Source organism: Trichlorobacter lovleyi (assembly GCF_015239775.1).
GTDB classification, from domain to species: Bacteria; Desulfobacterota; Desulfuromonadia; order Geobacterales; family Pseudopelobacteraceae; genus Trichlorobacter; species Trichlorobacter lovleyi_B.
This window is the reverse complement of the sequence record NZ_CP058409.1, coordinates 1,325,906-1,350,713: the sequence shown is the minus strand read 5'-3', so window position 1 is coordinate 1,350,713 and position 24,808 is coordinate 1,325,906. Positions and strand designations below refer to the sequence as shown.

Sequence of the window (24,808 nt, the reverse complement as noted above, 5' to 3'; positions counted from 1 at the left end):
GATAGGTGTTCATGTCCGACGCACGTTATTGAACCGGCGATCCGGCGGATTGACCGGCAACCGGATGTTTAACTTTTTTCGCCTTGGCAGCCTTGGCGGCCTTGCGAGCCTCGGGAGAGATCCCCTTGCGGGCATCGGCAGCTTCCTGTCTCATTTCATCAGTGATACGTTTTTTGGGGGCGGCCTTGTGGGGATTAGGCCCCTCCTGACGGGCCAACGCTGCCACCGGCAGGGTCAACAGAACCATCAGAAACAGAAGAATGCTGGTTGAAACGCCACGGTATCCCATATGCTCTCTCCTTTTTGATACGCAGATGTTAGTTAGCCTGAGTACCACGGCTAAACATGTGCCTTTTATTGACTACATCACTACACAACCTCTAATGTGCACAGTTGATACCAAAAGCATCTTTTTTATTAACATCGCTAAACCACTGCAATTTAATCTGTTCTGTCTCACCACCGCTCAGCCTCTTGGTATCAGATTGAGACGGATTGTTTCAGCTTGCAGAATGCTGAGACAGACCTTTGTCTCAGCATTCCACGCAAGTGGATCCCGGCTATTGATTCGTTATCCGGTTGTCAATCTGCCCGGAAATCGACTCAGCAACACCTCGTGTCCCAAGGAAAGGTCCGGGGTTAAAACACCACCCAGTCACTACGTTTGATCAGGCGTGGTTTAGGACCTGAGCCCAACTGGACCAGATAACAGCCCTTGGAGGCATAACGCTGGCCCGGACCAAAACTGTAGCGTTCAAAATCAGGCAGATACTGATCCGGGCGCATACTGATCTGGTCCAGCAGCGTGTCCCGGTAAAAATCGAGTTTCAGCTCCTTCAAGCCTTGCAAAAACATATGTACCGCCGAGAAGGTCCGTGAGGTAATCCGCTGGTCATCTTTTATCTTCTGCCTGCTCATCAGCAGGACATCGGCAAAGCCGCGATAGGCTTTTTCATCCTCAGGTAACCGGAAGGGATAGGTCAGCAGAACTTTTTCACGCAGGTTCTCCGGGATCTCACTGAGATTCTTTTCAAGGGCACGGCCTGAGAGGTAGATGCGGGGTAGTTTTTTCATTCCGGACAACTGGCGGAGCGACGTCAGCAGCTGTTCCCCACCCCAGATCAAGACCGTTGTCGGCTTATGGGCGGCAAAGAGCGCCTTCAGCTGCTTGGCATCCGGTGGGGTTGAAGCGGCAAACATGATCGTCTTGACACTGCCGGGGCTGCCGGATTCCTTCCAGGCGGCATCAAAGCCTGCGGCCAAGGCCTTACCCTGCTCGCTTTGCAGCACAATCTGCAGCAGACGCCGTTTTTTGACCGGTTCATCCTGGGAGGCAACATAGCGGGCGGCAGTCTCACCCTCACCGTAGTACCCCCGTGAGGCATACATGGTGTACCAGTCAGTATCACTAATCACCGGCAGATCGGTGACCGGAAAGAGGTCCGGCAGTTGGTGACGTTCACAGAACTCGTGGATCGGCTGCCAGGAACGGTGTGAGATACCGCTCAGGATCGCAAAAACCGGCTCTTTCCGGTAATAGGCCTCAAGCTGGGCCGGCCAGGTTTCCGGTTCGCCTTTCAGCTCCCAGGTGCTGATTGAAAGATCGCGATAATAGGCGTTATCAAGCATCCGGAACATCTTGGCAAAACGCTGGTCCTTGCGCTGGGTCTTGCGCTGTTCGTTGATGCTGACCAGGGTTTGCAACGGAGCCAGCAGGGCTGCACGGTCAGTGGCGCTGACATCATCGGTAACAATGGTGGCCAGATGCATGGTGGTATCGGTGATACCGGGAGAGACCTGGGACGAGAGGTTTTTCAGGTAGCTGATCAGGATCTGCATATCCCGATTCCCCAGGTCATAACGGGGCATAATGGGTGCAAAATCGCGACCGGTTGCGCTTACACCGGCCAGCAGGGCAGCTGCCAGGGTTTCGTCGGTGTAGGCCGGACGGATAGCGGTAGCCGGACGGCTCTTACCCCTGCTGGCAGAGATGGTATTCTTGACAAAATCCGCGTACAGGTAGCGTGGTTTAAACAGGTTGGGACCGTTAACCGGCGGTGAAGCCACCTGCCCCTCAAGGGAGCCGAGACCGCTACGGGTATGGCAGTTGGCACAGGAAAAGACGGTACTGTCCACCGGCACATCGCCCCTGATGAAACCACGCAGCGGGGTCCCATCTGACAGAATCCCCTCACGGTAGATCCGCTCTCCGAGGCGGTGCAGTTCGGCCGGAGTCAGATCAGCCGTCGTACTGTTCGCTGGCTGCTCAGCCGCCAGCGCAGCGGTAAAAGCCCCTACAAGGAGAAGGACCATTAAACAGGCAATAGCACGTATCTGTCTCATAATCCCACCTTCCGCACTTCTTCCATAAATTCAGTGCTGCTCATGATGCCGTACAGCTTGATCCAGTGGGTGCTTTTGGGAGCATGAATAAAGGTGACGGCATAGTGGGACATCTTGTTGGGGATGTAGGCGCCGAAGGAGTTCATCACCAGATCAATATCCTTGCGGGAGCCGGTAAAAAAATCCCAGCCGGGCTTGGCACGATAGCGCTTCAGATACTCTTTCAGCACCTTGGGATTATCATTTTCCGGGTCAATGGTAATCGACACCAGATGCACCTTGGCGGCATCAGCTCCCAGGCGGTTCTGCAGGTTGATGAAACCGGCCGAAAGTACCGGGCAGATGGTGGTGCAGGTACCAAAGATGAAATCAACAACCACCGGCTTATTGGTATCGATGATGTTTTTCAGGCGGACCCGCTTGCCGTCCTGGTTAACCAACGTCACATCAGGCAGCTGATACTGTTGCTGGCTACGCTGGTAGGTCTTGGCAGCGGCTGAGGCCTGGTTCGGCAGACCGCAGCAGACGGTCAGCAACAGGGCGGGCAGGATCCATTGAAGCAGTCGGTTCATGGTGGTGGCTCCTTGTGGATTACTTTTTGACTATTTCAAGCAGTTCAATCTCGAACAGAAGCGTTGATTGGGGCGGTATCGCCTCGCCGGCCCCTGACTCAGCATAGGCCAGGGCTGGAGGGCAGAGCAGCCTAGCCTTACCGCCCACCTTCATCTTCTGCACCCCTTCAGTCCAGCACTTGATGACACCGGATAGTTTCAGATCCAACGGTTTGCCTCTTTTGTAGGAGCTGTCAAACTCCTTACCGTCCACGAGGGTGCCACGGTAGTGCACTCTGACCGTGTCGGATTCAAGCGGACTGGCTCCTGTGCCTTCCTTCAGCGGCTGGTACACCATACCGGAGGCTGTCTTGACGGCTCCGGGCTCTTTTGCCGCTTTTGCCAGGGCTTGGTCGCCCAGTGGAGCCAGCCGGATTCCCAATGCCTTACGACGATCCCGGGCCAGTTCCTGCACCTTGAGCGCATAGGCGGATGCATCGATGGCTGCCTTTTTCCCGGACTGGGCATCGGTCAGCCCCAACAGGACATACTGGAATTCATCCGGGCTGAGGCCGAAGACTGCCAGTTGGCGGGATACGGTTTGTCCGATGGCATACAGGGTCTTCTGTTCTTCGGTTGCCGGCGGATCAACGGCAAAGACAGGGGTGGCAACAAGCAACAGACACATGGCAAACAACAGTTTCATACCAGACCATCCTTTCAGTAACGTGATAAGGTTCATGTCCCTCCCGCTAGCTGTTCACTGCGGGAAGCGGACCACTCAAGGAGTTCCGTAGCTGAATCAACAGATCAAGGATCAGAGAGGGATGGATCGGCTTTTCAAGGTAGTGATCAACCCCCAGCTCGGATGCGGATTGGCGCGTTTTCTGGTCACTGGTGCCGGATGCGACAATGATCCCTGCGGCCGGCTGGCGTCGGCGCACCTCACGGACCAGGTCCAAACCATCCACGGTGTCGGTGCCCTGCAGGCGCATGTCAGCGACCACGGCCAGGTAATGGTGCTTTTCCAAATAGTCGAGCGCCTCGCAAAGGCAGTCACAGCTATCAACCACCAACCCCTTCTGTTCCAGCAATTTGCGATAGGCAAACAGGATACCCGGCTCGTCGTCGACGATCAGTACCCGGTTGCATTTGCAGCCATGCTGGCAGCAGCTATGTGAAGCAGAGAGTGACATGCAGAAAGACTAATCAAGAAGCGTGCCGCAGACACACCCCAGAAAATAATAAACAATACAGGCAAGATAGATGGAAAGACGCCTTCTTTGAGCGACCTGCGGGGTAAGCAGAGTGAGACTTCCTGTCTCAACGTGAGACAGGAAGCCGGGGAAATCAGGGGGATTGTTCGTTCAGGCGTTTGAGGCGGCGATAGAGGGTGGCACGGGAAAGGTTTAATGCCTTGGCGGCCTTGTCGACATTGCCGCCATGCTGGGCCAGTACGGCCTGAATATGGGCCGTCTCAACCTGTTGTACGGTCTGCGGTTCTGCAGGCAGATGGATTGGACAGGGGCGTTGTCCGCCGTTTATGCAGGAAAACAGAGACTGTCGCAAAGTACCGCCCGGCGGGGTAAGCAGCAGGGCCCGTTCCAGAACATTACGCATTTCACGGACATTGCCGGGCCAGTCGTAGGAGAACAGCATGCCCCGCACCTCGTCGGTCAGCACCTGATCAGTTGCCCCCAGCAGGTTAAGCAGGTAGGAGGTGATGGCCGGCACGTCCTCCCGGCGTTCCCTGAGCGGGGGGAGATGGATATGAATCAGATTGATCCGGTAGAACAGGTCCTGGCGGAACTGGCCATCAGCACAGAGGCTGTTCAGGTCGCGGTGGGTGGCGCAGATCAGCCGGAAGTCGCTTTTCAGCAGTTTGACATCCCCCAGCCGACGGTAGGTCTTGTCTTCAAGCAGTTTGAGAAACTGGGCCTGCACTTCACTGCTCATATCGCCGATCTCGTCCAGAAACAGGCTGCCGCGGTCCGCAATATCAACCAGCCCGCGACGGTCCTGGTCAGCCGAGGTATAGGCCCCCCGCTGGGCACCGAACAGTTCGCGGGAGAGCATCTCCCCCCGCAAGCTTGAGCAGTTCAGCTCAACAAACTCATACTGGGCACGGCTGCCCTGCTGGTGAATCCACCTGGCCAGCATCCCCTTGCCGGTACCGGTTTCGCCGGTGATCAGCACCGGATGGCCGTTGTCAACCGCCATCCGGGCAATCTGTTGTACCTCCAGCATGGCCGGTGAACTGCCAAAGAAGATCCCCGGCTGTTTTTCCATACGCTTACGGGCCACCGACTGGCGTTTGAGCGTTCCCAGTTCAAGTGATTTGGCCAATGAGATCGCAAGGGTCGGCATATCAAGCGGTTTGGTCAGAAAGTTATCGGCGCCGCGTTGCATCGCCTCAACCGCCAGGGGGATATCTCCGGCGCCGGTGACCACGATAATCGGCACCAGATTCTGGGCCTCCCGTTCAGCACTGATCAGGTCAAGTCCGTTACCGTCAGGCAGGTTGATATCAATGATTATCAAGTCAAAACGCCGGTCTGCCATTAGCCTGGTGGCCTCGGCCAGCGATCCGGCTTCACTGATCTGATAGCCGTCCTTTGAAAAATAACGCACCACCCCGAAGCGGGTCACAGCACAGTCTTCAATCAGCAAAATCTGCGGTTTCATGACAGGCGTTCCTCCGTCGCCAGCTGTAACTGCAGCGCGACCGTACAGCCCGGTTCAGGATAATTATTACAGATCTGCACCATCCCTCCCATCTGTTCAATGAACTGCTTCACCAAGGCAAGCCCCAACCCGGTGCCCCCTTTGCGGGTGGTAAAAAACGGTTCAAAAACCCGCTCATACAGGCCCGGCGCCACCCCGCTACCCTGATCGACCACCCGCAACCGCAGTTGTCTCTCCCGGGCAGAGGATTGCGGCAGGTCAAGCACCAGGCTGATGCAACTTTCCGGAGGGCTGTGCTGTCCGGCGTTATCCAGAAGATTGAAAAGCACCTGCTGCAAACGGTCTCTGTCTGCGCGAACCAGCACCGTTTCTGCCTCAGGGGGGATCTCCAGCACCAGTCGGCGATGGCCAGCCGGGCTGCTCTCCTGCCAGAGCTGCACGGTCTGACGGCAGAACTCAGCCAGCGCCAACACTACAATCTGATCTTCCTGCTGACGGCGCCCCAGGCTGAGCAGGTCGTTCATCAACCGGGCAAGCCGGACGACCTGGGAACGGATATGTTCAATATAGGGGGTCAAGGTCTGGTTGCCCTCAACCCCTTCTTCCCTGAAAAGCGCCTCGGTGACGGTCAGAATGGCATTCAGAGGATTCCTGACCTCATGTGCCACCCCGGCTGCCAGCTGGCCGATGTACTCCAGACGCTGCGCCTCAACCAGCTGATGTTCAAGTTCTTTGCGTTCGGTAATGTCGGTGACAAAACCGCACCAGATCACACTGTTATCCGGCTGCCGCTGGGGGCGTGAGTCTGCCTGGAACCAGCGCAGTCCCTTTGACGGAATGCCCGCTCGGAACTCACGGTGCCAGGGTGTCTGGGTATCGGCGGAGCGTTGAATCGAGTCGAGCACACCGGGCAGCTCATCCGGCAGCACCCGGTCAAAGAGACAGCTCGCATCGTACTGGATATCTTCAGGGGAGATCTCGAAAAGCTCAAGCATGGACTGACTGGCATAGGGGACATAGTAGCGGCCATCGGGAAACATCTGGAACTGGTAAATACCGCCGGGGACCTGCTGGGAGAGGCTGTTCAGCAGATCGTGGCTTTTCTGCAGATCGCTGGTGCACTGTTCAACCCGCTGTTCAAGCTCCACCCGGGAACTCTGCAGCGATAGTTCGGACTCTTTTTGGAGGGTAATGTCATAACAACTGCCGATATAACCGCAGAAACAGCCGTCAATGGCGTAGTGGGGGGCACCGTGGTCAATGAGCCAGCGATAGGAACCGTCATGGTACCGCAGGCGGTACTCCATGGTAAACGGCTGCCGGGCTGCAAAAGCCTCCCGGTAGGTCTTGAGACAATCCGCCTGATCATCGGGGTGGACCCCCTCGGCCCAGCCGTCCCCCAGTTCCTGTGCAAGGGTCCGGCCGGTAAACTCCAGCCAGGTATGGTTAAAGTAATCACAACGGGCGTCAAAGCCCGAGTGCCAGATCAGGGCCGGGAACTGCTGAATAATCTCTGCCCTGCCAACAGTTTTCCCCGAGTCATCCAGCAGGGCGCAAAGCTTTTTCCGGTGAGGAGCCATCGTTACTGACCAGTCATGAAAGGTAAGGATATGCTACGTATGAAGGAACCATAACGCCTGTCTCAAAATAAGACAACAAAAAACCAATCAGCTCAACAACATTTAAACAAGCGTTTAATATCGAGCAGTTAGTATGAGCGGCACGGTTCTTGATATAGGGAGGCAAGCAATCAGGAGCCCTCATGCCACTGACACCCGCACATACCTCTCTGAGACCGCTACGGCGAGGCATTGCCACCCTGCTGGCAGTCGTCTACCTGCTGATTGCAGTTGGACCGTTGCCCTCATTGGCACTGCCGTCCCATCAGCATGCCCACGGCGGCCAGGCCGCCTGCAGCGGTGACTGTAAACGTGATGGGTGCTCCTTGCAGAGCCAGTTGAACCACACCTGCTGTTGCTGGAAGAAAAAACAACAGGTGAGCTACCCTCCGGAACCTGCCTCGAACAGGGCGGACTGTTGCCACACAACGCTGCCTGCCGAGGCGGTCCGCACCGTACTGGAAGAGACCATCGCCACCCGCCAGGCCGAGCTGCCCGAACCGCAGACAGCAGAGACCGTTCTTCGCTGTGGTTGCCCCTGCGATGACAGCAGCCAGTCCGCACTGCTTAACAGCCTGAGCAATGAAGGCATGCCGTTTATCTACCGGGTGGTCATTGTACCGCCTGAAGAATCACCCTACCCACGCTCCCCTGGCAGCACGCTGCATACGCTGTCGACAAAACCGTTGCTCCCCCCTCCAAAGCCTGTCTGATTCAGACAATCAGCGCCGTAATCGACACTTGACCCTTACGACTGACAACGCTATGGAGGACTATTGCCATGACCGTACAACAGCTTTCGCTGCTGGCGCTGCTGCTGGCACTGACAGCCCAGACAGCCCATGCCGAACACCTGCTGCTTGATGAAATCATTGTTCGTGCCGACAAGGAGTCACCGAAGGAGGAGAGTCTTTCCGTCCGGGAAGTCCGTGAAAGCCCCGCCAGGGATGTGGGCGAGGCCCTGAAACAGGTGGAAGGAATCAGCACGGTCCACAAAGGGGCTATTGCCAATGACGTGGTACTGCGCGGTTTTCAGAAGGACAACATCAACGTCCTGGTGGATGGCGTCCGCCTGCATGGCGCCTGCCCCTCCCGGATGGACCCGCCGTCATTCCACTATGATTTTGCCGAGATCGAACAGGTCAGGATCATCAAGGGCCCCTATGACCTCTCCAACCCCGGCGGTCTGGGCGGGGTGATTGACGCCCAGACCAAAAGGCCGGGCAAGGGGTTTGGCGGCGAACTCAGCCTGGGGTACGGCGACTGGCACGGCACCAACGCCTCAGCCACCGCCTCCTATGGCACGGAACGCTATGATGGCCTGCTGGGCTACGCCTACAAATATTCCGACATCCCCCAGTCTGGCGACGGCAAGCTGCTGACCCAGATTTATCCGTCCACCAGCCCGAACCGCTACAAGAACGCTGCCGTTGACTCAAAGGCCTACGAGATCAACACCGGCTGGGGCAAGCTGGGGCTTAACCCGACGACCAATTCGCGCACAGAACTCAGCTATACCTATCAGGATGCGGATCATGTCCTTTACCCCTACCTGAAGATGGATGCCGACTACGACAAGACCCACCGTATGAACTGGAGCTACCGGATTCAGAACATCTCGGCACTGCTACAGGATCTGAAGCTGCAGGTCTACTGGGATCAGATTGAACACCTGATGGATGACCGCAATCGCTTCAGTTCCAGCACCTCTCCCCGGTTCTATTCCATGCAGACCGATGCCTCCACCCAGACCTACGGCGCAAAGCTGCAGGCTGAGCTGCAGATCGGCCCGGGGACCTTGAAGAGCGGGCTGGACTACTACAACCGCAACTGGGACGCCACCAACCGCCGGGCCATGTATTTCAACTACCGTGACCTTGCCATGATCCCGGATGTGACGATTGAAAACTTCGGTCTGTTCAGTGAATACACCCTGCCGCTTGCCAGCAACCTGAGTCTGACCGGCGGGGTACGCGGTGATCTGACCCGGGCCAAGGCCGACCGGGCCAACACCATGGTGACTGCAGGGACCTCGAAGGAATTCAGCACGATCAGTGCAAACCTGCAGTTGAACTACACACCGATCAAAGAGCTGGTTATCTTCACCGGGCTGGGGCGTGGCAGCCGCACCCCCGACCAGCAGGAACTGTTTCTTGATGTACCTGGCAACCCGGCCTGGCGCGGTAATCAGGGCCTCAAGGCAACCGTCAACCATCAGGCTGACCTGGGGGCCAAGTACGCAACAGAGCGTTTTTATGTCAACGCCTCGGTCTTTTACAGCGACCTGCAGGACTACGTGAATTTCTACCAGGCCTCAACCACCCTGAAGAGCTATCAGAATATCCATGCCAGCATCTGGGGTGCCGAACTGGGCAGTCAGGTTTCATTGCCGGCCGACCTGTTTCTGAGGGGCAGTCTGTCGTACACGGAAGGCCGCAACATCAGCGGCAACCGCCCGCTCTCCGAGATGCCGCCCCTGAAAGGCACCATTTCCATCCGCTATGACAACGGCAGTTTCTTTGCCGAACTGCTTGAGACCCTGAGCCGTGAGCAGGACCGTATTGACAGCAGCCTGAACGAGCAAAAGACTGCCGGGTGGGCAACCACCGACCTGAAGGCAGGCTATCAGTACAAAGGGTTCTCCGTGACCGGCGGCATCAACAACCTATTGGATACCCAGTACTACAGCCACCTGTCCTATCTCCGCGACCCCTTTGTCAGTGGTGTCGGCTACCGGGTCCCGGAAAACGGACGGAACGTCTACCTGACCATGGCCTATAAATTCTAGTGGGCTGCAATGGACAGCACTCGAAAACCGCGCTACAAATAATCCAGACAGGAGAACAAACAATGAAAAACCTACTGAAATTCCTGGTTACCCTGACCCTTTTGCTGACTACGGCTGCTCTGGTGACTGCCACTGACAAGGTTGAAGACCCGGACAGCTGCAAGTACTGCGGCATGGACCGCACCAGATTCAGCCACAGCCGGATGCTGGTAACCTATCAGGACGGCAGCTCGGCAGGCACCTGCAGTCTGCATTGTGCAGCCGTTGAGCTGGCCAACAACATTGACAAAATGCCGACCTCCATCAAGGTGGGGGACTTCACCACCCAAAAGCTGATTGACGCAGAGACCGCCTACTGGGTGATCGGTGGCGACAAGATGGGGGTCATGACCTCCCGGGCCAAGTGGGCCTTTGCCAACAAGGCCGATGCCGAGGCGTTCATAAAGCTGCACAAGGGCAACCTGGGCAGCTTCGACGACGCCATCAAGGCAGCCTATGAAGATATGTACAAAGACACCAAAATGATCCGTGAACGCCGCCAAATGATGAAGATGAAGCACAGCGGGCACAAATAACGAACATTCCCCTCTCCCTGAGGGAGAGGGCCAGGGTGAGGGGGAGTTTTGTCATTACCATCAACGTTACTTAACTATGCACGACAGCTTCGCAAGGATCAGACAGACGCGGAAAAGCGGTTATGGCATTTCTTGAGAGGCCGCCGGTTCTGTGGTCTTAAGTTTCGACGCCAGTGTCCTTTTGAGGGCTATATCCTTGATTTTTACTGTCATGATGCGAGTCTGGCTATTGAGCTTGACGGTGGTGGCCACACCTCTGACGAGCAACGCATGTACGATCATGAACGGACAAAAATCCTTAATTGTGCAGGCATACGCGTGATCAGATTCTGGAACAATGAGGTACTTAACTCCATGGAAGATGTACTGAATAAACTATATTCATATATTCCTGCAGACACACCTCTGAGTACCAAAGGCTCACCCTCATCCGGCCTTCGGCCACCTTCTCCCCCGGGGAGAAGGGATAAGGTCACAAACTATCCCATGGGAATAGAGAGGGAGCTACCATGACCCGCTATTTCATACTGTTTGCCGTTATTGCCGGTTTCTGGCTGCAGGGCTTGACGGCCCTGGCAGCGCCGGTCACCCCCGTACCGGGGCCCAAGGACAAGTGCCCGGTCTGCGGCATGTTTGTCCACAAGTACCCTGCCTGGACCACCGTAATCAGTTTTAACGATGGCAGCCGGGCCTGGTTTGATGGAACCAAGGACCTGTTCAACTATCTGAACAACCTGCCCAGATTTGCGCCGGGCAAAACAGCGGCCATGGTAGCCGCAATCCAGGTCAGGGACTACTACTCCCTGAAGCTGATTGACGCCAGGACCGCCTTCTATGTGATCGGCAGTAACGTGTACGGACCGATGGGACATGAACTGATCCCCCTGGCAAGGCAGGACGAGGCGCAGGAGTTTTTGAAAGACCACGCAGGCCGCCGGATTGTCAGATATCATGAGATCACCCCTGCCCTGTTGAAGACACTGGAGTAACCGGAGCTGCCATGCGCCCTTCCACCGGCTTCATACTGCTGATCACAACCGGCACGGCACTCTTGCTGCTGATGGGGGGCCACGCCCGCAGCAGCCGGACCGCCCGTAAAGCCGAGCTGCAGGAACGGGCCCGACTGGTGCACCGGTTACGGCTGACCGACCTCTGTCTGTTTACCGAGGCCCGCTATACCCGCCATCCCGCCATGGCTGATCTGCACGCGCCATTTCAGGATCACCCGACCGCCCTGGAGCATTTTCCATCCGGCTCACTGGTGACACCACCCGTAACCCTGCAGAGGTCTTATGCACCGCGCCCTTAACCGCCATCGCAACATCCTCGATTTTGCCCTCTCCTCACTCATGAGACGGAAGGCCAAAAACATCTCCCTGTTTTTGGTCTACACCCTGATCATCTTTGTGATTGCGTCGCTGATCTTTTTTGTCCAGGCCCTGAAACGGGAAGCCGCCCTGCTGCTTACCGAGGCGCCGGACATGGTGGTGCAACGGATGATTGCCGGCCGTCACGACCTGATACCTACGCGCTATGCAGAGAAAATCGGCGCCATCCGCGGGGTATCGGCGGTGGTGCCGCGCCTGTGGGGCTACTATTACGACCCGGTCTTTCAGGCAAACTACACCCTGCTGGTGCCGGATACGGAACCGCCACCACCCGGTTCGATCATGATCGGCAGCGGTGTGGCCAGAAACCTGCGGATCAAGACCGATGACCTGGTGACCTTCCGCTCCTACAGCGGCATGCCGCTGCTCTTGACCGTTACTGCTATCCTGCCGCAGCATTCGGAGCTGGTGGCAGCCGATCTGGTACTGATGGCAGCTGAGGATTTTCAGGCCATGTTCAGGATGCCCAAGGATGTTGCCACCGACCTGGCAATAACCGTCGCCAACCCCCGCGAGCTGGTGACCGTAGCCAACAAGATCGTCGAGCAGTTTCCCGACACCCGTCCGATTCTGAAGAGTGAACTGTTGCGGACCTACGACTCGCTGTTTGACTGGCGTGGCGGGATGATGGTGGTGATGCTGGCAGTGGCAGTGCTCTCCTTTGTGATCTTTGCCTGGGACAAGGCCAGCGGCCTCTCGGCAGAAGAGCGCAAGGAGATCGGCATCCTCAAGTCGATCGGCTGGGAGACCGGTGATGTCCTGCTGCTGAAGTTCTGGGAAGGGGCCGTGATTTCGCTGACCGCCTTTCTTGCCGGTGTCCTGTTGGCCTACCTGCATGTCTTCTTTTCATCAGCCGCCCTGTTCTCCCATGCCCTGAAAGGCTGGGCCATCCTGTACCCGCAGTTCAAACTGGTGCCGGCTGTTGACGGTTATCAGCTTTCGGTGCTGTTTGTGCTTGCGGTGCTGCCCTACACCGCGGCCACCATTATCCCTGCCTGGCTGGCAGCCACCATTGCCCCTGATGCAGCCATGAGGTCATAACCATGATTGCACTGAACCAGGTCACCAAAAACTTTTCCATCGGCCCAACCACCAGCTTTACCGCGGTGGATAACGTGAGCCTGACCATTGAACGCGGCACCATGACGATCCTGAAAGGCCCCAGCGGGTCAGGCAAGACCACCCTGCTCGCCTTGATCGGCTGCATGACCAGACCAAGTTCGGGACGGATCATGCTGCAGGGAGTCGGGACCAGCTTCTTTCAGACAAGCGAGGCAGCTGAGGGGTTTGACACCTCCAGCCTGCCGGAGCGTTTTCTGACCGAGATCCGCCGTTCCACCTTCGGCTTCATTTTCCAACAGTTCAACCTGATCAAGGGGATCAGTGCCCTGCAGAACATCATGCTGCCGGCCTACCCCGGCGGCGAGCAGCAGCCCGTTGTCAAGCAGCGGGCACTGGAGCTGATGGAACAGTTTGACCTGCTGCGTCATCGCAACTCGCCGGTGGAATGGCTCTCCGGCGGCGAACTGCAGCGGGTTGCCATTGCCCGTGCCCTGATCAACGACCCGATCGCCATTATTGCCGATGAGCCGACCGCTCACCTGGACAGCCAGCTTTCCCGGGCCTTTATGGAGAGCATCGGCCAGCTCAAAAAAAGCGGCAAAACAGTCCTGATCGCCAGTCATGATCCGATTGCCTACAATTCGTCACTGGCGGACCAGGTGGTGGAGATGCGTGATGGCCGGATTGTCGGGCTGGAGCCGTCGGCATGATCCAGCACCCGGCCATACTGGCGCTGATGACCGCCTCTCTGATTGTCAGCGGGCTGCTGCTCTACGCCGGCTGGTTTGGCATCCGGATCCTGAAGAACTGGGACCTTACCAGCGGCAGTGAACTGCAGCTGAACCTGGAACGGCGAACCTACCTGATCGCCACGATCGTGAGCTACGCCCTGCTGTTTCAGACAATCTCCCTCTTCCTCTACCTCTACACCGCCGACGGCCTGCATATCCTGTTTACCGGCGCCATGTGCGCGGCCGGCACCCTGCAGGTCAACAGCTACGGCTATCCGACCCTGATCATGAAGCTGATCAACTGTCTGCTGGCAGGCAGCTGGTTGATTGTCAACCACGCCGACACCAGAGGCTATGACTACCCGCTGATCAAGCCCAAATACGTTCTGTTGCTGGGCCTGGTGCTGCTGGTACTGGCTGAAACCGTGCTGCAGTTCAACTATTTCATGCACCTGAAAGGGGACATGATCACCTCCTGCTGCGGCAGCCTGTTTGGCAGCGACAAGCCAAGCATCGCCGGAGAGCTGGCCGGCCTGCCGTACCGGATCATGCGTCCGCTCTTTTTCTGCACCATGGCGGTACTCGCCTGCTGCGGCATCCGGCTCTACCTGAAAGGGAGCGGCGGCTACCTCTATGCTGCGCTTTCCTCGTTTGCCTTTGTGGTCTCCCTGGCCGCACTGATCTCATTCATCGGGCTCTACTACTATGAACTGCCCACCCATCACTGCCCTTTCTGCATCCTGCAGCAAGAGTACGGCTATATCGGCTACCTGCTCTACGCCACGCTGTTGGGCGGCATGATCGCCGGCAGCAGCATCGGCCTGCTGATGCCGTTCAGGGCAAGCCCCAGCCTGGCCCCCTACCTGCCGCGCCTGCAACAACGGCTGATTCTGCTGTCGCTGACCTGCTACCTGCTGTTCACCGCCCTGGTCTCTTACCGCATGCTGACCGCCAATTTCAGGCTGGGCGGTTAACAGGGCTTTGAAAAATCTTTCGCTTGTTACTTGGCAACAGGAAACGCTATAGATAGCCCCATGCCCAGAATGATGCCTACAACACAGCACACTCTCCGGCTCCTGAGCGGGATACTGCTTGCGGCTGCGCTCTGCCTGTCGGGCTGTTCTGCAGCCCAGAAGGCGTTTAGCAAGGGGGAGGAGCTGGAACAGGAAGGCAACTTTGAGGCTGCCATGTATCGCTACGCCGAGGCCTTCAGCAAAAACAGCGCTGAAAGCAGCTATCGCCTCAGTTTTTTCAGGGCCCGTGAGGCCGCAGCCAAACAACGCTTCAAGGCCGGTACCGAGCTGATGTCCAAAGCGCTGTATGCCGCTGCTGAGGAGCAGTTCCAGGCAGCAGCAAGCCTTGATCCGACCCAGGCGCGGTTTCGGCAGTGGGCTGACCAGGCCGCACGTCTCGACCAGGCAGACAAGAGCTATCTTGAGGGGCTTGATTTTGAAAAGGCCAACAAGCCGCAGTATGCCCGCACCGCCTTCCAGCGGGCTCTGGAGCTCCAGCCGGGGCTTCAACGGTATCAGGAGGCATTAAAGCGGGTAGCAGGCAGCCCCTCGACCAGTCTGGCCGGACGGGACCTGCAACTTAAATCGGTGAGACCGTTGACGCTCAAGGCCAGCGGCACCAGACTGAAAGAGCTGTTTGCCACCATCACCCGGCATTCCGGCATCAACTTCGTCTTTGACCCGGACTTCAAGGACCAACCCGCAACCCTGACCCTGGAAAACGCCGGTTTCCACCAGGCACTCGACCTGCTGGCCTCCCTGCACAGGATTGACTATGCCGTTATCAACGAGACCACGGTATTGATTTACCCGTACAGTGCAGAGAAGACCAAGCAGTATCAGGACATGCAGCTGCGCACCTTCAACCTGAACCACCTGGATGCCAAGAAGGCGGCCAACCTGATCAGGACCATGCTACAGGTCAGGCGGTTGTACATCAACGAGGATGCCAACGCCCTGGTGGTGCGGGATACCAGTGATGTCACCGATGTGATTGAAAAGATCCTGGAGGCCCATGACCTGCCGGAGGCAGAGGTGGTGCTGGATGTCGAGGTAATCGAGATCAGCGACAAGAACGCCCACAACGTCGGTCTGCTGTTAAGCAACTACGCCGTAGAACTGGGGGCGTTTTCACCCAGCAACCAGCTGCTGGCAACAACACTCAAAGATACCACCTCCACGACATCGACCACGGTCACCACCGACGCCACCATCAACAACCTGGTCAAGGCCTTCAGCATCAACAGCTTCGGCGGCTATGTCACCGTACCCAATGCCCAGTACAACTTCGGCAAGACCCTGACCAACGGCGAGGTTCTCTCCAATCCCAAGATCAGGGTCAAGAACAAGGAAAAGGCCAAGTTCAACGTCGGCACCAGGGTACCGATCACCACCACCACCATGGCCACCACCGGCACCACCTCACAGGTCAACGTGCAGTACGTGGATGTGGGGGTCAAGGTCAATGCCGAGCCCACCATCCAGCTCAACAACGAGGTCTCCATCAAGCTGGGGCTTGAGGTCAGCTCCATCATCTCCCGCGAGACCGTGGGTGGCAAGGACAGTGCCACCACGGTGGTTACCATCGGCACCCGCAACCTGGATACGGTCCTAAGCCTCAAAGACGGTGAGACCAGCGTGATCGGCGGTCTGATCTCCCACAGCAACAGCGACAGCAAGCAGAAGATCTTCCTGTTGGGTGACATCCCGCTGATCGGACCGCTCCTGTCAAACAGCAAGACCGACAATGACAAGACCGAGCTGATCCTGGCCATCACACCACGGCTGGTCAGGGGGGTAACCGTACCGCAAGGCGACCTGACCTCCTTCTCAAGCGGCAAGGAAGACCGCCCCGCATTGCAGCCGGCAGCTTTAGTACAGCAGTCTGTTCCGGCAGCCGCACCACCTGCCGGCAACCAAGGGGTGCCATCAGCACCTGCGGCACAGCCAGCACCACCAACGACAGGAGTGCCACCTGTCAAACCGGGAGCACTGTCGTTTACCGCCCCCTCACTGGTGGCAGTTGGCCAGCAGTTTCCCGTACAGGTTATGGCTGATAAACTTGAACACCTGAAGGGCGGCTCCATCACGATCTCCTACAGCCCGGATCTGCTGCATCTGCTTTCTGCCAGCGAAGGGACGATGTTAAGGCAAAACGGCGACCCAACCAGCTTCACCACAACCCCTGACAGTTCTCATGGCATTATAACCATCACACTGTCACAAACGAACTCCAGCTCCGGTGCTGCAGGCGGCGGCAATCTGGCAACGCTTCTCTTTCGGGCCAGAAACAAGGGCAAAGCCACTCTTGAGATCAGACAGACCAGCCTGTCCACCGTCTACAACCAGCCGATACCTTTCAAGAGCACGAGCAAAACCCTTGAAATACAGTAAGTTAATCACATCGCCAGCAGCACATATTTTTTCTTGACAGCCGAAGTACAGATCATCTAATGTAAACATAATCTTGACGCAATAAATCGGCAAAAAATTTAATAATCAGCAGATATCGATACTACTAAACTATCCGCGAGGATAGGACGGAAAGCCTACAGGGTCTCTCAGAGACAGCCAGGTCGCCGAAATATCAAGCAATTGATACAGGTGATCTGGTTTTTTTGTGCCTGGTCACCGCCATCACAAAACGAAAGGGGTGAAAAGGGAGTTTTCTGCAGCACACATAAGCACCACATCTGGCCTGGTTTTGACAACGATCCTCCTGCACTGTGCAGTCAAACACCGCCGAAAGCGAACCTGAACAACAAGGTATTCGATCTACGCGGAAGCACCGCAAAGGAGCACATGTATGAAGAATCTGTCCGGCCTGGTCTGTTTTGTCGTGACCCTTGCCGTCACATCAATGGCCTCAGCAGCCAGCTACACCCTGAGCATCAGCACCGACAAGACCAGCTATAGCCCTGGTCAGACCATGAACATCACTGCGATCTTCAAAAAAGACAGTACCGGCATCACCTCCCCCAGCAAACGTGAAGTCAGAATCAAGGATTCATCCGGTTCCACCCTCGTGCAGACCAGCATGAGCAATGCAGGCAGCGGAAAATACACCTATGCCTACAAACTTTCCAGCTCTGCCAAAACCGGTAAGTATGAAGTACGCGGCGACTTTATCTCTGGCAGTAATGAAGTTAAGAGCTACAGCTACCCGCAGATCGCAACCAGCACCGCCGACACAACGGCTCCGGTCACCTCGGTCTCTCCGGCAGGCGGCACCTACACCACAGCACAATCGGTCAAGCTGACGGCCAATGAGGCAGCCACCATCTACTACACCACCAACGGCAGCACCCCCACCACCGTCTCTGCCGTCTACAGTGCACCGCTGACCATCAGCGCCACCACCACCCTGAAGTATTTCGCCCGCGACACAGCCGGTAACGTCGAGGCCGTGAAGACAGCAACCTATACCATCAGTACTGCCGGTGGCAGTGGCCCCCATGCCGGTCTGACCTACACCGGCACCACCATGTGCCTGCAGTGCCACACCAAGCAGGCCACCGACCTGGCCACCTCGGCCCACTACAAGTGGGAGACCCCCTATGCTGCCATCAGCAACAAACCGGGGGTAACCGGCGGCAAGCTGAACACCGCCGTCAACGCCTACTGCATCAACACCCTGGGCAACTTTAACGGCTGCGGCGGCTGCCATATCGGTGCCGGTGCCAAGCCGGGTACCGTGGCCGACGCCACCCAGAACATCGACTGTCTGGTCTGTCACCAGGTTGCCTACAAGCGGGTGCGCAATGCCACCACCGGCCTGTTTGAGCCCGACACCGTCAAGATGACCATCTCCATGGATCAGGCCGTACAGACCCTGCACAAGCCGGTTAAATCAAACTGCCTGCAGTGCCATGCCAAAGGCGGCGGCGGCGATGCCCTCAAGCGTGGCGACCTGGCCCTGATCAACGGCACCACCACCGACCGCAACTACGATGTCCATATGGCCTCCACCGGCGCCAACCTGACCTGTCAGCAATGCCACACCTACACCAACCACCATGTGGCCGGCCGCGGCTCAGACCTGCGTCCCACCGACAGCACCGTAACCGTCAGCTGTGCAACCAGCAGCTGCCACAGCAACAAGGCTGCCCTGAATGCCGGTCATGCCACGACCGCCATCAACACCCACCTGAAGCGTGTGGCCTGCCAGACCTGCCATATCCCCTCCTACGGCAGAAAGGCTGCCGATGCCGTACTGGATACCGTAACCGGCTTTGGCGATCAATCCACTGAAACCGACCGCACCTGGGTAACCCCCGAATGGTCAGTGGCCAACAACCGCTGGGAGCCGACCGTTGTCCGTGCCAACAACCTGAAGCCGGTCTACGCCTTCTTTGACGGCACCTCCTGGGTTTATGACCTGCATGATGTGGCAGTCAAAGATCCGGCCACCGGCAACTACAAGATCAGCCGTCCCAACGGCGGCATCAACACCGCCAACACCAAGCTGTATCCGTTCAAGTACAAGACTTCGACCCAGCCGATGCATACTGCCAGCGGCAAACTGATCGCCCTGAACACCTCGGTCTACTTCAAGACCGCCGATGTGGCCGGTGCCATCCAGTCCGGCATGACCAACATGGGTCTCAACCCTGGTGATGCCTACAGCATGGTCAAGGCAGACGAGTACCAGATGCTGAACCACACCGTGGCACCCAAGGCCAACGCCCTGCAGTGCGCTGCCTGCCACGGCACCACCAGCGTACCGGCAACCCAGATGAACCTGAAGTCGATGGGCTATGCCCTGAAGGCTGCCCAGTCCGTGGTCTGTACCCAGTGCCACGGCAATGAGAGCCTGCCGAGCTTCACCTCGCTGCACAGCAAGCACGTCACCAGCGAGAAGATCGACTGCTCCATGTGTCATACCTTCAGCCGGGCAGCCGAGCGCGGCCTGACCATCGGTATCAAACACTAACCAGGCAGCAGGCAAGACAAAAGCCTCCCGTAGAAATGCGGGGGGCTTTTGCACCATCGCATTCACTATCAAATAAATACACTATTGATTATTTTTTATTTGACTCAACAAGTATGCTTTATGGTATTTTAAAACAATATCAGTGTGTTTAATCAGACCAAACCCCAGTTAGCATTTATCACATTCGCCCTAACCACAAGGAGCAGAGGCAATGCGTACAAAATCCATGCATCGTTGGCTACTATCATTTTTGGCTGGTGCTGCACTGTGTTCAACGTTCCTTACCACTGCTTCCTCAGCAGTTGTTTCCGCGCCAAACGCCTTTTATAATACAACCTATTATTACAACCAGTTTCTGACAACCGCACTGACAGATTCGTTGACCAACATCATGTTGGCCGCCACCCCTTTGCCGGACACGGCATCGGTTGTCTTTAACCGCCCCGGTGTCACCCTGACCATACAGGGCGGCTTTAATGACGCCTTCAATGCCCAGGTCGGCACAACCGTATTAGGCAGCGACCTGACCATCCGCCAGGGCACCCTGATTATTGATAACCTTACCATTGGTGGATCAACGACAACGCCGCCTCCTGGCGACATAACCCCACCGGTGACCACGGCAAACCCATCCGGCGGCAGTTTTACAGCAGCGATCAATGTCCAGCTGACAGCCAATGAGGCAGCCACCATCTACTACACCACCGACGGCAGTACCCCCACCACCGCCTCTGCCGTCTATACCGGCATGATTCCTGTCAGCAGCAGTACAACGCTCACCTATTTTGCCAAAGACAGCGCCGGGAACAGTGAAACCGCCAAGACCGCCATCTTTACCATTAACCCATCGGGAGATCCCACGGCCAACCACACCAGCCTGACCTATACCGGCACCACCATGTGCCTGCAGTGCCACACCAAGCAGGCCACCGACCTGGCCACCTCGGCCCACTACAAGTGGGAGACCCCCTATGCTGCCATCAGCAACAAGCCGGGGGTAACCGGCGGCAAGCTGAACACCGCCGTCAACGCCTACTGCATCAACACCCTGGGCAACTTTAACGGCTGCGGCGGCTGCCATATCGGTGCCGGTGCCAAGCCGGGCACCGTGGCCGACGCCACCCAGAACATCGACTGTCTGGTCTGTCACCAGGTTGCCTACAAGCGGGTGCGTAATGCCACCACCGGCCTGTTTGAACCGGACACCGTCAAGATGACCATCTCCATGGATCAGGCCGTACAGACCCTGCACAAGCCGGTTAAATCAAACTGTCTGCAGTGCCATGCCAAAGGCGGCGGCGGCGATGCCCTCAAGCGTGGCGACCTGGCCCTGATCAACGGCACCACCACCGACCGCAACTACGATGTCCATATGGCCTCAACCGGCGCCAACCTGACCTGTCAGCAGTGCCACACCTACACCAACCACCATGTGGCCGGTCGCGGCTCAGACCTGCGTCCCACCGACAGTACCGTAACCGTCAGCTGTGCAACCAGCAGCTGCCACAGCAACAAGGCTGCCCTGAATGGCGGTCATGCCACGACCGCCATCAACACCCACCTGAAGCGTGTGGCCTGCCAGACCTGCCATATCCCCTCCTACGGCAGAAAGGCTGCCGATGCCGTACTGGATACCGTAACCGGCTTTGGCGACCAGTCCACTGAAACCGACCGCACCTGGGTAACCCCCGAATGGTCAGTGGCCAACAACCGCTGGGAGCCGACCGTTGTCCGTGCCAACAACCTGAAGCCGGTCTACGCCTTCTTTGACGGCACCTCCTGGGTTTATGACCTGCATGACGTGGCGGTCATCGATCCGGCCACCGGCAACTACAAGATCAGCCGTCCCAACGGCGGCATCAACACCGCCAACACCAAGCTGTATCCGTTCAAGTACAAGACCTCGACCCAGCCGATGCATACTGCCAGCGGCAAGCTGATCGCCCTGAACACCTCGGTCTACTTCAAGACCGCCGATGTGGCCGGTGCCATCCAGTCCGGCATGACCAACATGGGTCTGAACCCTGGTGATGCCTACAGCATGGTCAAGGCTGACGAGTACCAGATGCTGAACCACACCGTGGCACCCAAGGCCAACGCCCTGCAGTGCGCTGCCTGCCACGGCACCACCAGCGTACCGGCAACCCAGATGAACCTGAAGTCGATGGGCTATGCCCTGAAGGCTGCCCAGTCCGTGGTCTGTACCCAGTGCCACGGCAATGAGAGCCTGCCGAGCTTCACCTCGCTGCACAGCAAGCACGTCACCAGCGAGAAGATCGACTGCTCCTTCTGCCACAACTTCAGCCGTGCAGCCGAGCGGGGTTTAAAAACCACCAAATAATAACTGAAGCGCACTATCTATTTACCAGCCCGCCGATTCCCCGGCGGGCTTTCTATTTCCACTCATTTTTCATGGCCGCCGGATTGACACCGGCTGGCTTGAATGGTACTGATAGTGCTTACACTATACGGTCAAACAGGCTATCTGGAGCACTATGGGACTGTTGCAGCGAAAAGCGGTTGGTATTGAAGTCAGTTACGGCGGTATTGCAGCTGTCATGCTCTCCTGCTCGGCCGGCAAAACCGTACTGCAACGCGCAACCCGTACCACACTCCCCCCCCACACCCTCAAACACAGCTTGAAAGAGGCCCAGGTGCTACAACCGGCGGCCTTTGTCAGCTCACTGCGTGAAGCATGGGGCAGCCTCAACCTGCCCACGCGCCGGATAGCACTTTCATTGCCGGACAATGCCGGACTCCTGCTGTTGACAAGCCTTGATGACCCTTGGAAAACCCGTGACGAGGCAGCCGTCATGCTCCGCTGGAAGCTAGCCAAGCGGCTGGGCATGGACCCGGAACTCCTGCAGCTTGATTTTCAGCTGCTGGAACGCAAGCCGGACGGCAGCACTGATCTGCTGGTGGCCCTGGCGCATCGCACGGTGATCCAGCAGTACGAAGAGCTGGCTCAGGAAGCAGGACTGCAGCCGGCACGGATCAGTTTCCATACGCTGCACCTGGTGCGGCTGCTTGACCATCTGGCGATAGAGACCGGGCAGATCATCACCCTGTATGACAATGTCCTTGGCGCCATTGCGTTGTCTGATGCCAAGCCGATTTTCTACCGGGTCAAGCCTCTGCCGTCCGGACCTGGGCAGGCCACCCTGCTGCGTCGGGAACTGGCAACATCTCTGTCTGCTGCCCGGCACAGTTACGGCGGCACCTTACCCGGCACCTGCCATGCCCTGACAGCTCCACACGATTCTTCGCTTGCAACGCTGCTGGCAGAAACACGTGGTACTCCGCCCGGCATGATTACCCTTGCCGCACTGGTCGAACAGGGAGCAGAGCTCAGCCTTACAGCACAACAGCTGTTTCAGACCAGCGCCGCTATCGGTGCCGCCCTGGGGGCTGCCTGATGCAAATAACCATCAACCTTGCCACCCGCCGCTATTACAACCGTTCCCGGCTCAGGGGATGGCTGTTCTGTCTGCTGGCCCTGCTGCTGCTGCTCAGCATCCTTGGCGCCAGACAACTGATCGGATACCGTGCTGAATCGCAAAAGCTGGCAACGGCGATCAGCGTGCTTGACAAACGGCTGGCCGCACCGCCTTCCGGGGTGGCTGAAAAAGAGTTCAACCTGCACAGCCGCCAGGTGGCCTCCCTCAACAATATTCTGGCCCAACGGCGCAATTCCCGGCGGGTGCTGCTGGATGCACTTGAACAGGCCACCCCCAACGGCGTTGCCTACACGGCCATACTCCCTGATCAGAAAGACAAAACCGTCAAGCTTGAAGGACGGGTCCGCAGCCTGGCGCTGCTTTCCGATCTGCTGGAGCGGCTTGGCGACACCGGCGGCATCAAGACCCCCACCCTGGTCTCAACCGAAGACAGTGCGCAGCGTGGCATGCCGGGGGCCCCAGCCGGCATCAGGTTTGTGATCAGCCTGAGATGGGATGGTCCATGAGAAAGGCCCTGCTGCTACAGATCCTGCATGAAAACCGGTTGCTGTTAACGGCACTGCTGCTGGCACTGCTGCTGTGTGGATCGCTCTGGTACGCCGGTTTTCACCAGACAGCCCGGTTGGCTCAGCAACAGTCGGACTGGAACAACAAGCGGCGTCTGACAGCTCCCCGGGCTGAAGCCCAACGTGCCGACAGCTACCAGCGCGACAGGGAGCAGATCCGTGAGCTCTACGCAACCATCCCCTATCGCCATGAATTTCCCCGTGTGATCAGCGAGATCCTCGACTTCATGGCACTGCACAATGTCACCCCCGGTGCGATGAGTTACAAAATTCGCAAGACCGACCTTGACGGCCTGTTGGCCTACAGCATGAGCTGTTCTGCCAGCGGCAGTTACCCCGGACTGAAGCGCCTGATCGGCGACCTGGAACGTCTTGACGGTATCTCAACCCTTGACAGCGTCTCATTCTCCAGTCCGGACCCCGGTCTTGAAAAGGTCGCGCTTGACCTACAACTCACCATTTACCTGCGGGAGAAGCAGCCATGAACCGCCAGAAACAGCTGCTGATCGCACTCCTGGTCATCTTCATGCTCTCTCTCGCCTATGCCTGGCTGCGGACCCCCCGGCAACAGGTTGCCGCCCCCCGGCCGGCCGGCAGCAACCTGCCGGCCCGACGTCCTGCTCCAGGTCCTGCTCCAGGTCCTGCCCAGACTGCCGCTCCTGCTCAGGCACCGCCAGGTGCAGCTGCCCCTGCAGCAACGGCGTACCAGCCACTGGCGTTACCGGAGCAGGAACAGGCCGGGATACGGATCAAACGGGATCTCTTTATCCCGCTACAGGTTGTCGAGGCCAAGATCGCCGCCAAAAAAGCGGCAGCGATTAAACCACCCCCGCCCCCCCCACCGCCGCCACCGCCAACACCTCAGGAGCTGGCCCGCAAAGAACTGGCACAGTACAAGTCGTTGGGACTGTTAAAAAAGCAGGGCAAACAGGTGGCATTCCTGGCCAAGGGAGGGCAGATCAAACTGGTCCGCGTGGGGGACAGCCTGATCAACGGTTACAAGGTGACCGCCATCACTGACGACAGGCTGGTGCTGCATGCGGATGACGGTGACGAGATGTCGCTGGGAATGCGGTAAAGACAATGTTGAATTTTG

Annotated in this window: 23 protein-coding genes and 1 riboswitch; of the genes, 16 read left to right on the top strand and 7 right to left on the bottom strand. The window is 57.6% G+C overall.

The window, feature by feature from the left end:
- Nucleotides 1-25 precede the first annotated feature (25 nt).
- From FY034_RS06190 to FY034_RS06160, 7 genes are all read right to left on the bottom strand, one after another.
- Complete coding sequence (locus FY034_RS06190; RefSeq protein ID WP_265554490.1) at nt 26-289, bottom strand: hypothetical protein; 264 nt, start codon at nt 287-289, stop codon at nt 26-28.
- A 350-nt stretch (nt 290-639) separates the two neighbouring features.
- Nucleotides 640-2,343 (bottom strand): ABC transporter substrate-binding protein, encoded by a 1,704-nt coding sequence (locus tag FY034_RS06185; RefSeq protein WP_265554488.1) that lies wholly within the window; start codon nt 2,341-2,343, stop codon nt 640-642.
- Nucleotides 2,340-2,915 (bottom strand): SCO family protein, encoded by a 576-nt coding sequence (locus FY034_RS06180; RefSeq protein ID WP_265554487.1) that lies wholly within the window; start codon nt 2,913-2,915, stop codon nt 2,340-2,342. The genes FY034_RS06185 and FY034_RS06180 overlap by 4 nt, the downstream gene beginning before the upstream one ends.
- A gap of 19 nt (nt 2,916-2,934) precedes the next feature.
- Nucleotides 2,935-3,600 (bottom strand): FKBP-type peptidyl-prolyl cis-trans isomerase, encoded by a 666-nt coding sequence (locus FY034_RS06175; protein WP_265554486.1) that lies wholly within the window; start codon nt 3,598-3,600, stop codon nt 2,935-2,937.
- A gap of 46 nt (nt 3,601-3,646) precedes the next feature.
- Entirely contained in the window at nt 3,647-4,090 is a 444-nt protein-coding gene (locus FY034_RS06170; protein WP_265554485.1) for a response regulator, read from the bottom strand.
- A 154-nt stretch (nt 4,091-4,244) separates the two neighbouring features.
- Nucleotides 4,245-5,579 (bottom strand): sigma-54-dependent transcriptional regulator, encoded by a 1,335-nt coding sequence (locus tag FY034_RS06165; RefSeq protein WP_265554484.1) that lies wholly within the window; start codon nt 5,577-5,579, stop codon nt 4,245-4,247.
- Nucleotides 5,576-7,159, bottom strand: a complete 1,584-nt coding sequence (locus tag FY034_RS06160; RefSeq protein ID WP_265554483.1) for a PAS domain-containing sensor histidine kinase — start codon at nt 7,157-7,159, stop codon at nt 5,576-5,578. Before FY034_RS06160 ends, FY034_RS06165 begins: the two co-directional genes overlap by 4 nt.
- 182 nt (nt 7,160-7,341) lie before the next feature.
- Here FY034_RS06160 and FY034_RS06155 point away from each other — a divergent pair, with 182 nt between their 5' ends.
- The 16 genes from FY034_RS06155 (at nt 7,342) to FY034_RS06080 (ending at nt 24,790) form a co-directional block, all read left to right on the top strand.
- Nucleotides 7,342-7,911, top strand: coding sequence for a hypothetical protein (locus tag FY034_RS06155; RefSeq protein ID WP_265554482.1), 570 nt, complete (start codon nt 7,342-7,344; stop codon nt 7,909-7,911).
- Nucleotides 7,912-7,979: 68 nt separating this feature from the next.
- Complete coding sequence (locus FY034_RS06150; protein ID WP_265554481.1) at nt 7,980-9,986, top strand: TonB-dependent receptor domain-containing protein; 2,007 nt, start codon at nt 7,980-7,982, stop codon at nt 9,984-9,986.
- Between the two features lie 62 nt (nt 9,987-10,048).
- Nucleotides 10,049-10,561, top strand: coding sequence for a nitrous oxide reductase accessory protein NosL (locus tag FY034_RS06145; protein ID WP_265554480.1), 513 nt, complete (start codon nt 10,049-10,051; stop codon nt 10,559-10,561).
- 48 nt (nt 10,562-10,609) lie between these two features.
- Entirely contained in the window at nt 10,610-11,074 is a 465-nt protein-coding gene (locus FY034_RS06140) for an endonuclease domain-containing protein (RefSeq protein WP_265554479.1), read from the top strand.
- Nucleotides 11,071-11,550 (top strand): nitrous oxide reductase accessory protein NosL, encoded by a 480-nt coding sequence (locus FY034_RS06135; RefSeq protein ID WP_265554478.1) that lies wholly within the window; start codon nt 11,071-11,073, stop codon nt 11,548-11,550. The genes FY034_RS06140 and FY034_RS06135 overlap by 4 nt, the downstream gene beginning before the upstream one ends.
- An 11-nt stretch (nt 11,551-11,561) precedes the next feature.
- Nucleotides 11,562-11,870: a hypothetical protein gene (locus FY034_RS06130; RefSeq protein ID WP_265554477.1), complete on the top strand. Its 309-nt coding sequence runs from the start codon at nt 11,562-11,564 to the stop codon at nt 11,868-11,870.
- Nucleotides 11,854-12,990, top strand: a complete 1,137-nt coding sequence (locus FY034_RS06125; protein ID WP_265554476.1) for an ABC transporter permease — start codon at nt 11,854-11,856, stop codon at nt 12,988-12,990. Before FY034_RS06130 ends, FY034_RS06125 begins: the two co-directional genes overlap by 17 nt.
- A gap of 2 nt (nt 12,991-12,992) precedes the next feature.
- Nucleotides 12,993-13,721, top strand: coding sequence for an ABC transporter ATP-binding protein (locus tag FY034_RS06120; protein ID WP_265554475.1), 729 nt, complete (start codon nt 12,993-12,995; stop codon nt 13,719-13,721).
- Complete coding sequence (locus FY034_RS06115) at nt 13,718-14,716, top strand: hypothetical protein (RefSeq protein ID WP_265554474.1); 999 nt, start codon at nt 13,718-13,720, stop codon at nt 14,714-14,716. Before FY034_RS06120 ends, FY034_RS06115 begins: the two co-directional genes overlap by 4 nt.
- A 60-nt stretch (nt 14,717-14,776) precedes the next feature.
- Nucleotides 14,777-17,149 carry a secretin N-terminal domain-containing protein gene (locus tag FY034_RS06110; protein ID WP_265554473.1) on the top strand — a complete coding sequence of 791 codons (2,373 nt, stop codon included), beginning with the start codon at nt 14,777-14,779 and terminating at the stop codon, nt 17,147-17,149.
- A gap of 113 nt (nt 17,150-17,262) precedes the next feature.
- Nucleotides 17,263-17,339, top strand: a riboswitch (cyclic di-GMP riboswitch).
- A 222-nt stretch (nt 17,340-17,561) separates the two neighbouring features.
- Nucleotides 17,562-19,688 (top strand): chitobiase/beta-hexosaminidase C-terminal domain-containing protein, encoded by a 2,127-nt coding sequence (locus tag FY034_RS06105; protein WP_265554472.1) that lies wholly within the window; start codon nt 17,562-17,564, stop codon nt 19,686-19,688.
- A gap of 211 nt (nt 19,689-19,899) precedes the next feature.
- Entirely contained in the window at nt 19,900-22,029 is a 2,130-nt protein-coding gene (locus tag FY034_RS06100; protein WP_265554471.1) for a chitobiase/beta-hexosaminidase C-terminal domain-containing protein, read from the top strand.
- Nucleotides 22,030-22,183: 154 nt separating this feature from the next.
- Entirely contained in the window at nt 22,184-23,104 is a 921-nt protein-coding gene (gene pilM, locus FY034_RS06095; protein ID WP_265554470.1) for a type IV pilus biogenesis protein PilM, read from the top strand.
- On the top strand, nt 23,104-23,652 hold the full coding sequence (locus FY034_RS06090) for a PilN domain-containing protein (protein WP_265554469.1): 549 nt from the start codon (nt 23,104-23,106) through the stop codon (nt 23,650-23,652). The genes pilM and FY034_RS06090 overlap by 1 nt, the downstream gene beginning before the upstream one ends.
- Nucleotides 23,649-24,197, top strand: coding sequence for a hypothetical protein (locus FY034_RS06085; RefSeq protein WP_265554468.1), 549 nt, complete (start codon nt 23,649-23,651; stop codon nt 24,195-24,197). Before FY034_RS06090 ends, FY034_RS06085 begins: the two co-directional genes overlap by 4 nt.
- A complete protein-coding gene (locus FY034_RS06080; RefSeq protein WP_265554467.1) occupies nt 24,194-24,790 on the top strand; it encodes a hypothetical protein in 597 nt (198 codons plus the stop codon). The genes FY034_RS06085 and FY034_RS06080 overlap by 4 nt, the downstream gene beginning before the upstream one ends.
- Nucleotides 24,791-24,808: the final 18 nt, after the last annotated feature.

Bases quoted from the DNA above. Each gene is read 5' to 3' on its own strand.
- FY034_RS06190 (WP_265554490.1), bottom strand. From the start codon at position 289: ATGGGATACCGTGGCGTTTCAACCAGCATTCTTCTGTTTCTGATGGTT.
- FY034_RS06185 (WP_265554488.1), bottom strand. From the start codon at position 2,343: ATGAGACAGATACGTGCTATTGCCTGTTTAATGGTCCTTCTCCTTGTA.
- FY034_RS06180 (WP_265554487.1), bottom strand. From the start codon at position 2,915: ATGAACCGACTGCTTCAATGGATCCTGCCCGCCCTGTTGCTGACCGTC.
- FY034_RS06175 (WP_265554486.1), bottom strand. From the start codon at position 3,600: ATGAAACTGTTGTTTGCCATGTGTCTGTTGCTTGTTGCCACCCCTGTC.
- FY034_RS06170 (WP_265554485.1), bottom strand. From the start codon at position 4,090: ATGTCACTCTCTGCTTCACATAGCTGCTGCCAGCATGGCTGCAAATGC.
- FY034_RS06165 (WP_265554484.1), bottom strand. From the start codon at position 5,579: ATGAAACCGCAGATTTTGCTGATTGAAGACTGTGCTGTGACCCGCTTC.
- FY034_RS06160 (WP_265554483.1), bottom strand. From the start codon at position 7,159: ATGGCTCCTCACCGGAAAAAGCTTTGCGCCCTGCTGGATGACTCGGGG.
- FY034_RS06155 (WP_265554482.1), top strand. From the start codon at position 7,342: ATGCCACTGACACCCGCACATACCTCTCTGAGACCGCTACGGCGAGGC.
- FY034_RS06150 (WP_265554481.1), top strand. From the start codon at position 7,980: ATGACCGTACAACAGCTTTCGCTGCTGGCGCTGCTGCTGGCACTGACA.
- FY034_RS06145 (WP_265554480.1), top strand. From the start codon at position 10,049: ATGAAAAACCTACTGAAATTCCTGGTTACCCTGACCCTTTTGCTGACT.
- FY034_RS06135 (WP_265554478.1), top strand. From the start codon at position 11,071: ATGACCCGCTATTTCATACTGTTTGCCGTTATTGCCGGTTTCTGGCTG.
- FY034_RS06130 (WP_265554477.1), top strand. From the start codon at position 11,562: ATGCGCCCTTCCACCGGCTTCATACTGCTGATCACAACCGGCACGGCA.
- FY034_RS06125 (WP_265554476.1), top strand. From the start codon at position 11,854: ATGCACCGCGCCCTTAACCGCCATCGCAACATCCTCGATTTTGCCCTC.
- FY034_RS06120 (WP_265554475.1), top strand. From the start codon at position 12,993: ATGATTGCACTGAACCAGGTCACCAAAAACTTTTCCATCGGCCCAACC.
- FY034_RS06115 (WP_265554474.1), top strand. From the start codon at position 13,718: ATGATCCAGCACCCGGCCATACTGGCGCTGATGACCGCCTCTCTGATT.
- FY034_RS06110 (WP_265554473.1), top strand. From the start codon at position 14,777: ATGCCCAGAATGATGCCTACAACACAGCACACTCTCCGGCTCCTGAGC.
- FY034_RS06105 (WP_265554472.1), top strand. From the start codon at position 17,562: ATGAAGAATCTGTCCGGCCTGGTCTGTTTTGTCGTGACCCTTGCCGTC.
- FY034_RS06100 (WP_265554471.1), top strand. From the start codon at position 19,900: ATGCGTACAAAATCCATGCATCGTTGGCTACTATCATTTTTGGCTGGT.
- pilM (WP_265554470.1), top strand. From the start codon at position 22,184: ATGGGACTGTTGCAGCGAAAAGCGGTTGGTATTGAAGTCAGTTACGGC.
- FY034_RS06090 (WP_265554469.1), top strand. From the start codon at position 23,104: ATGCAAATAACCATCAACCTTGCCACCCGCCGCTATTACAACCGTTCC.
- FY034_RS06085 (WP_265554468.1), top strand. From the start codon at position 23,649: ATGAGAAAGGCCCTGCTGCTACAGATCCTGCATGAAAACCGGTTGCTG.
- FY034_RS06080 (WP_265554467.1), top strand. From the start codon at position 24,194: ATGAACCGCCAGAAACAGCTGCTGATCGCACTCCTGGTCATCTTCATG.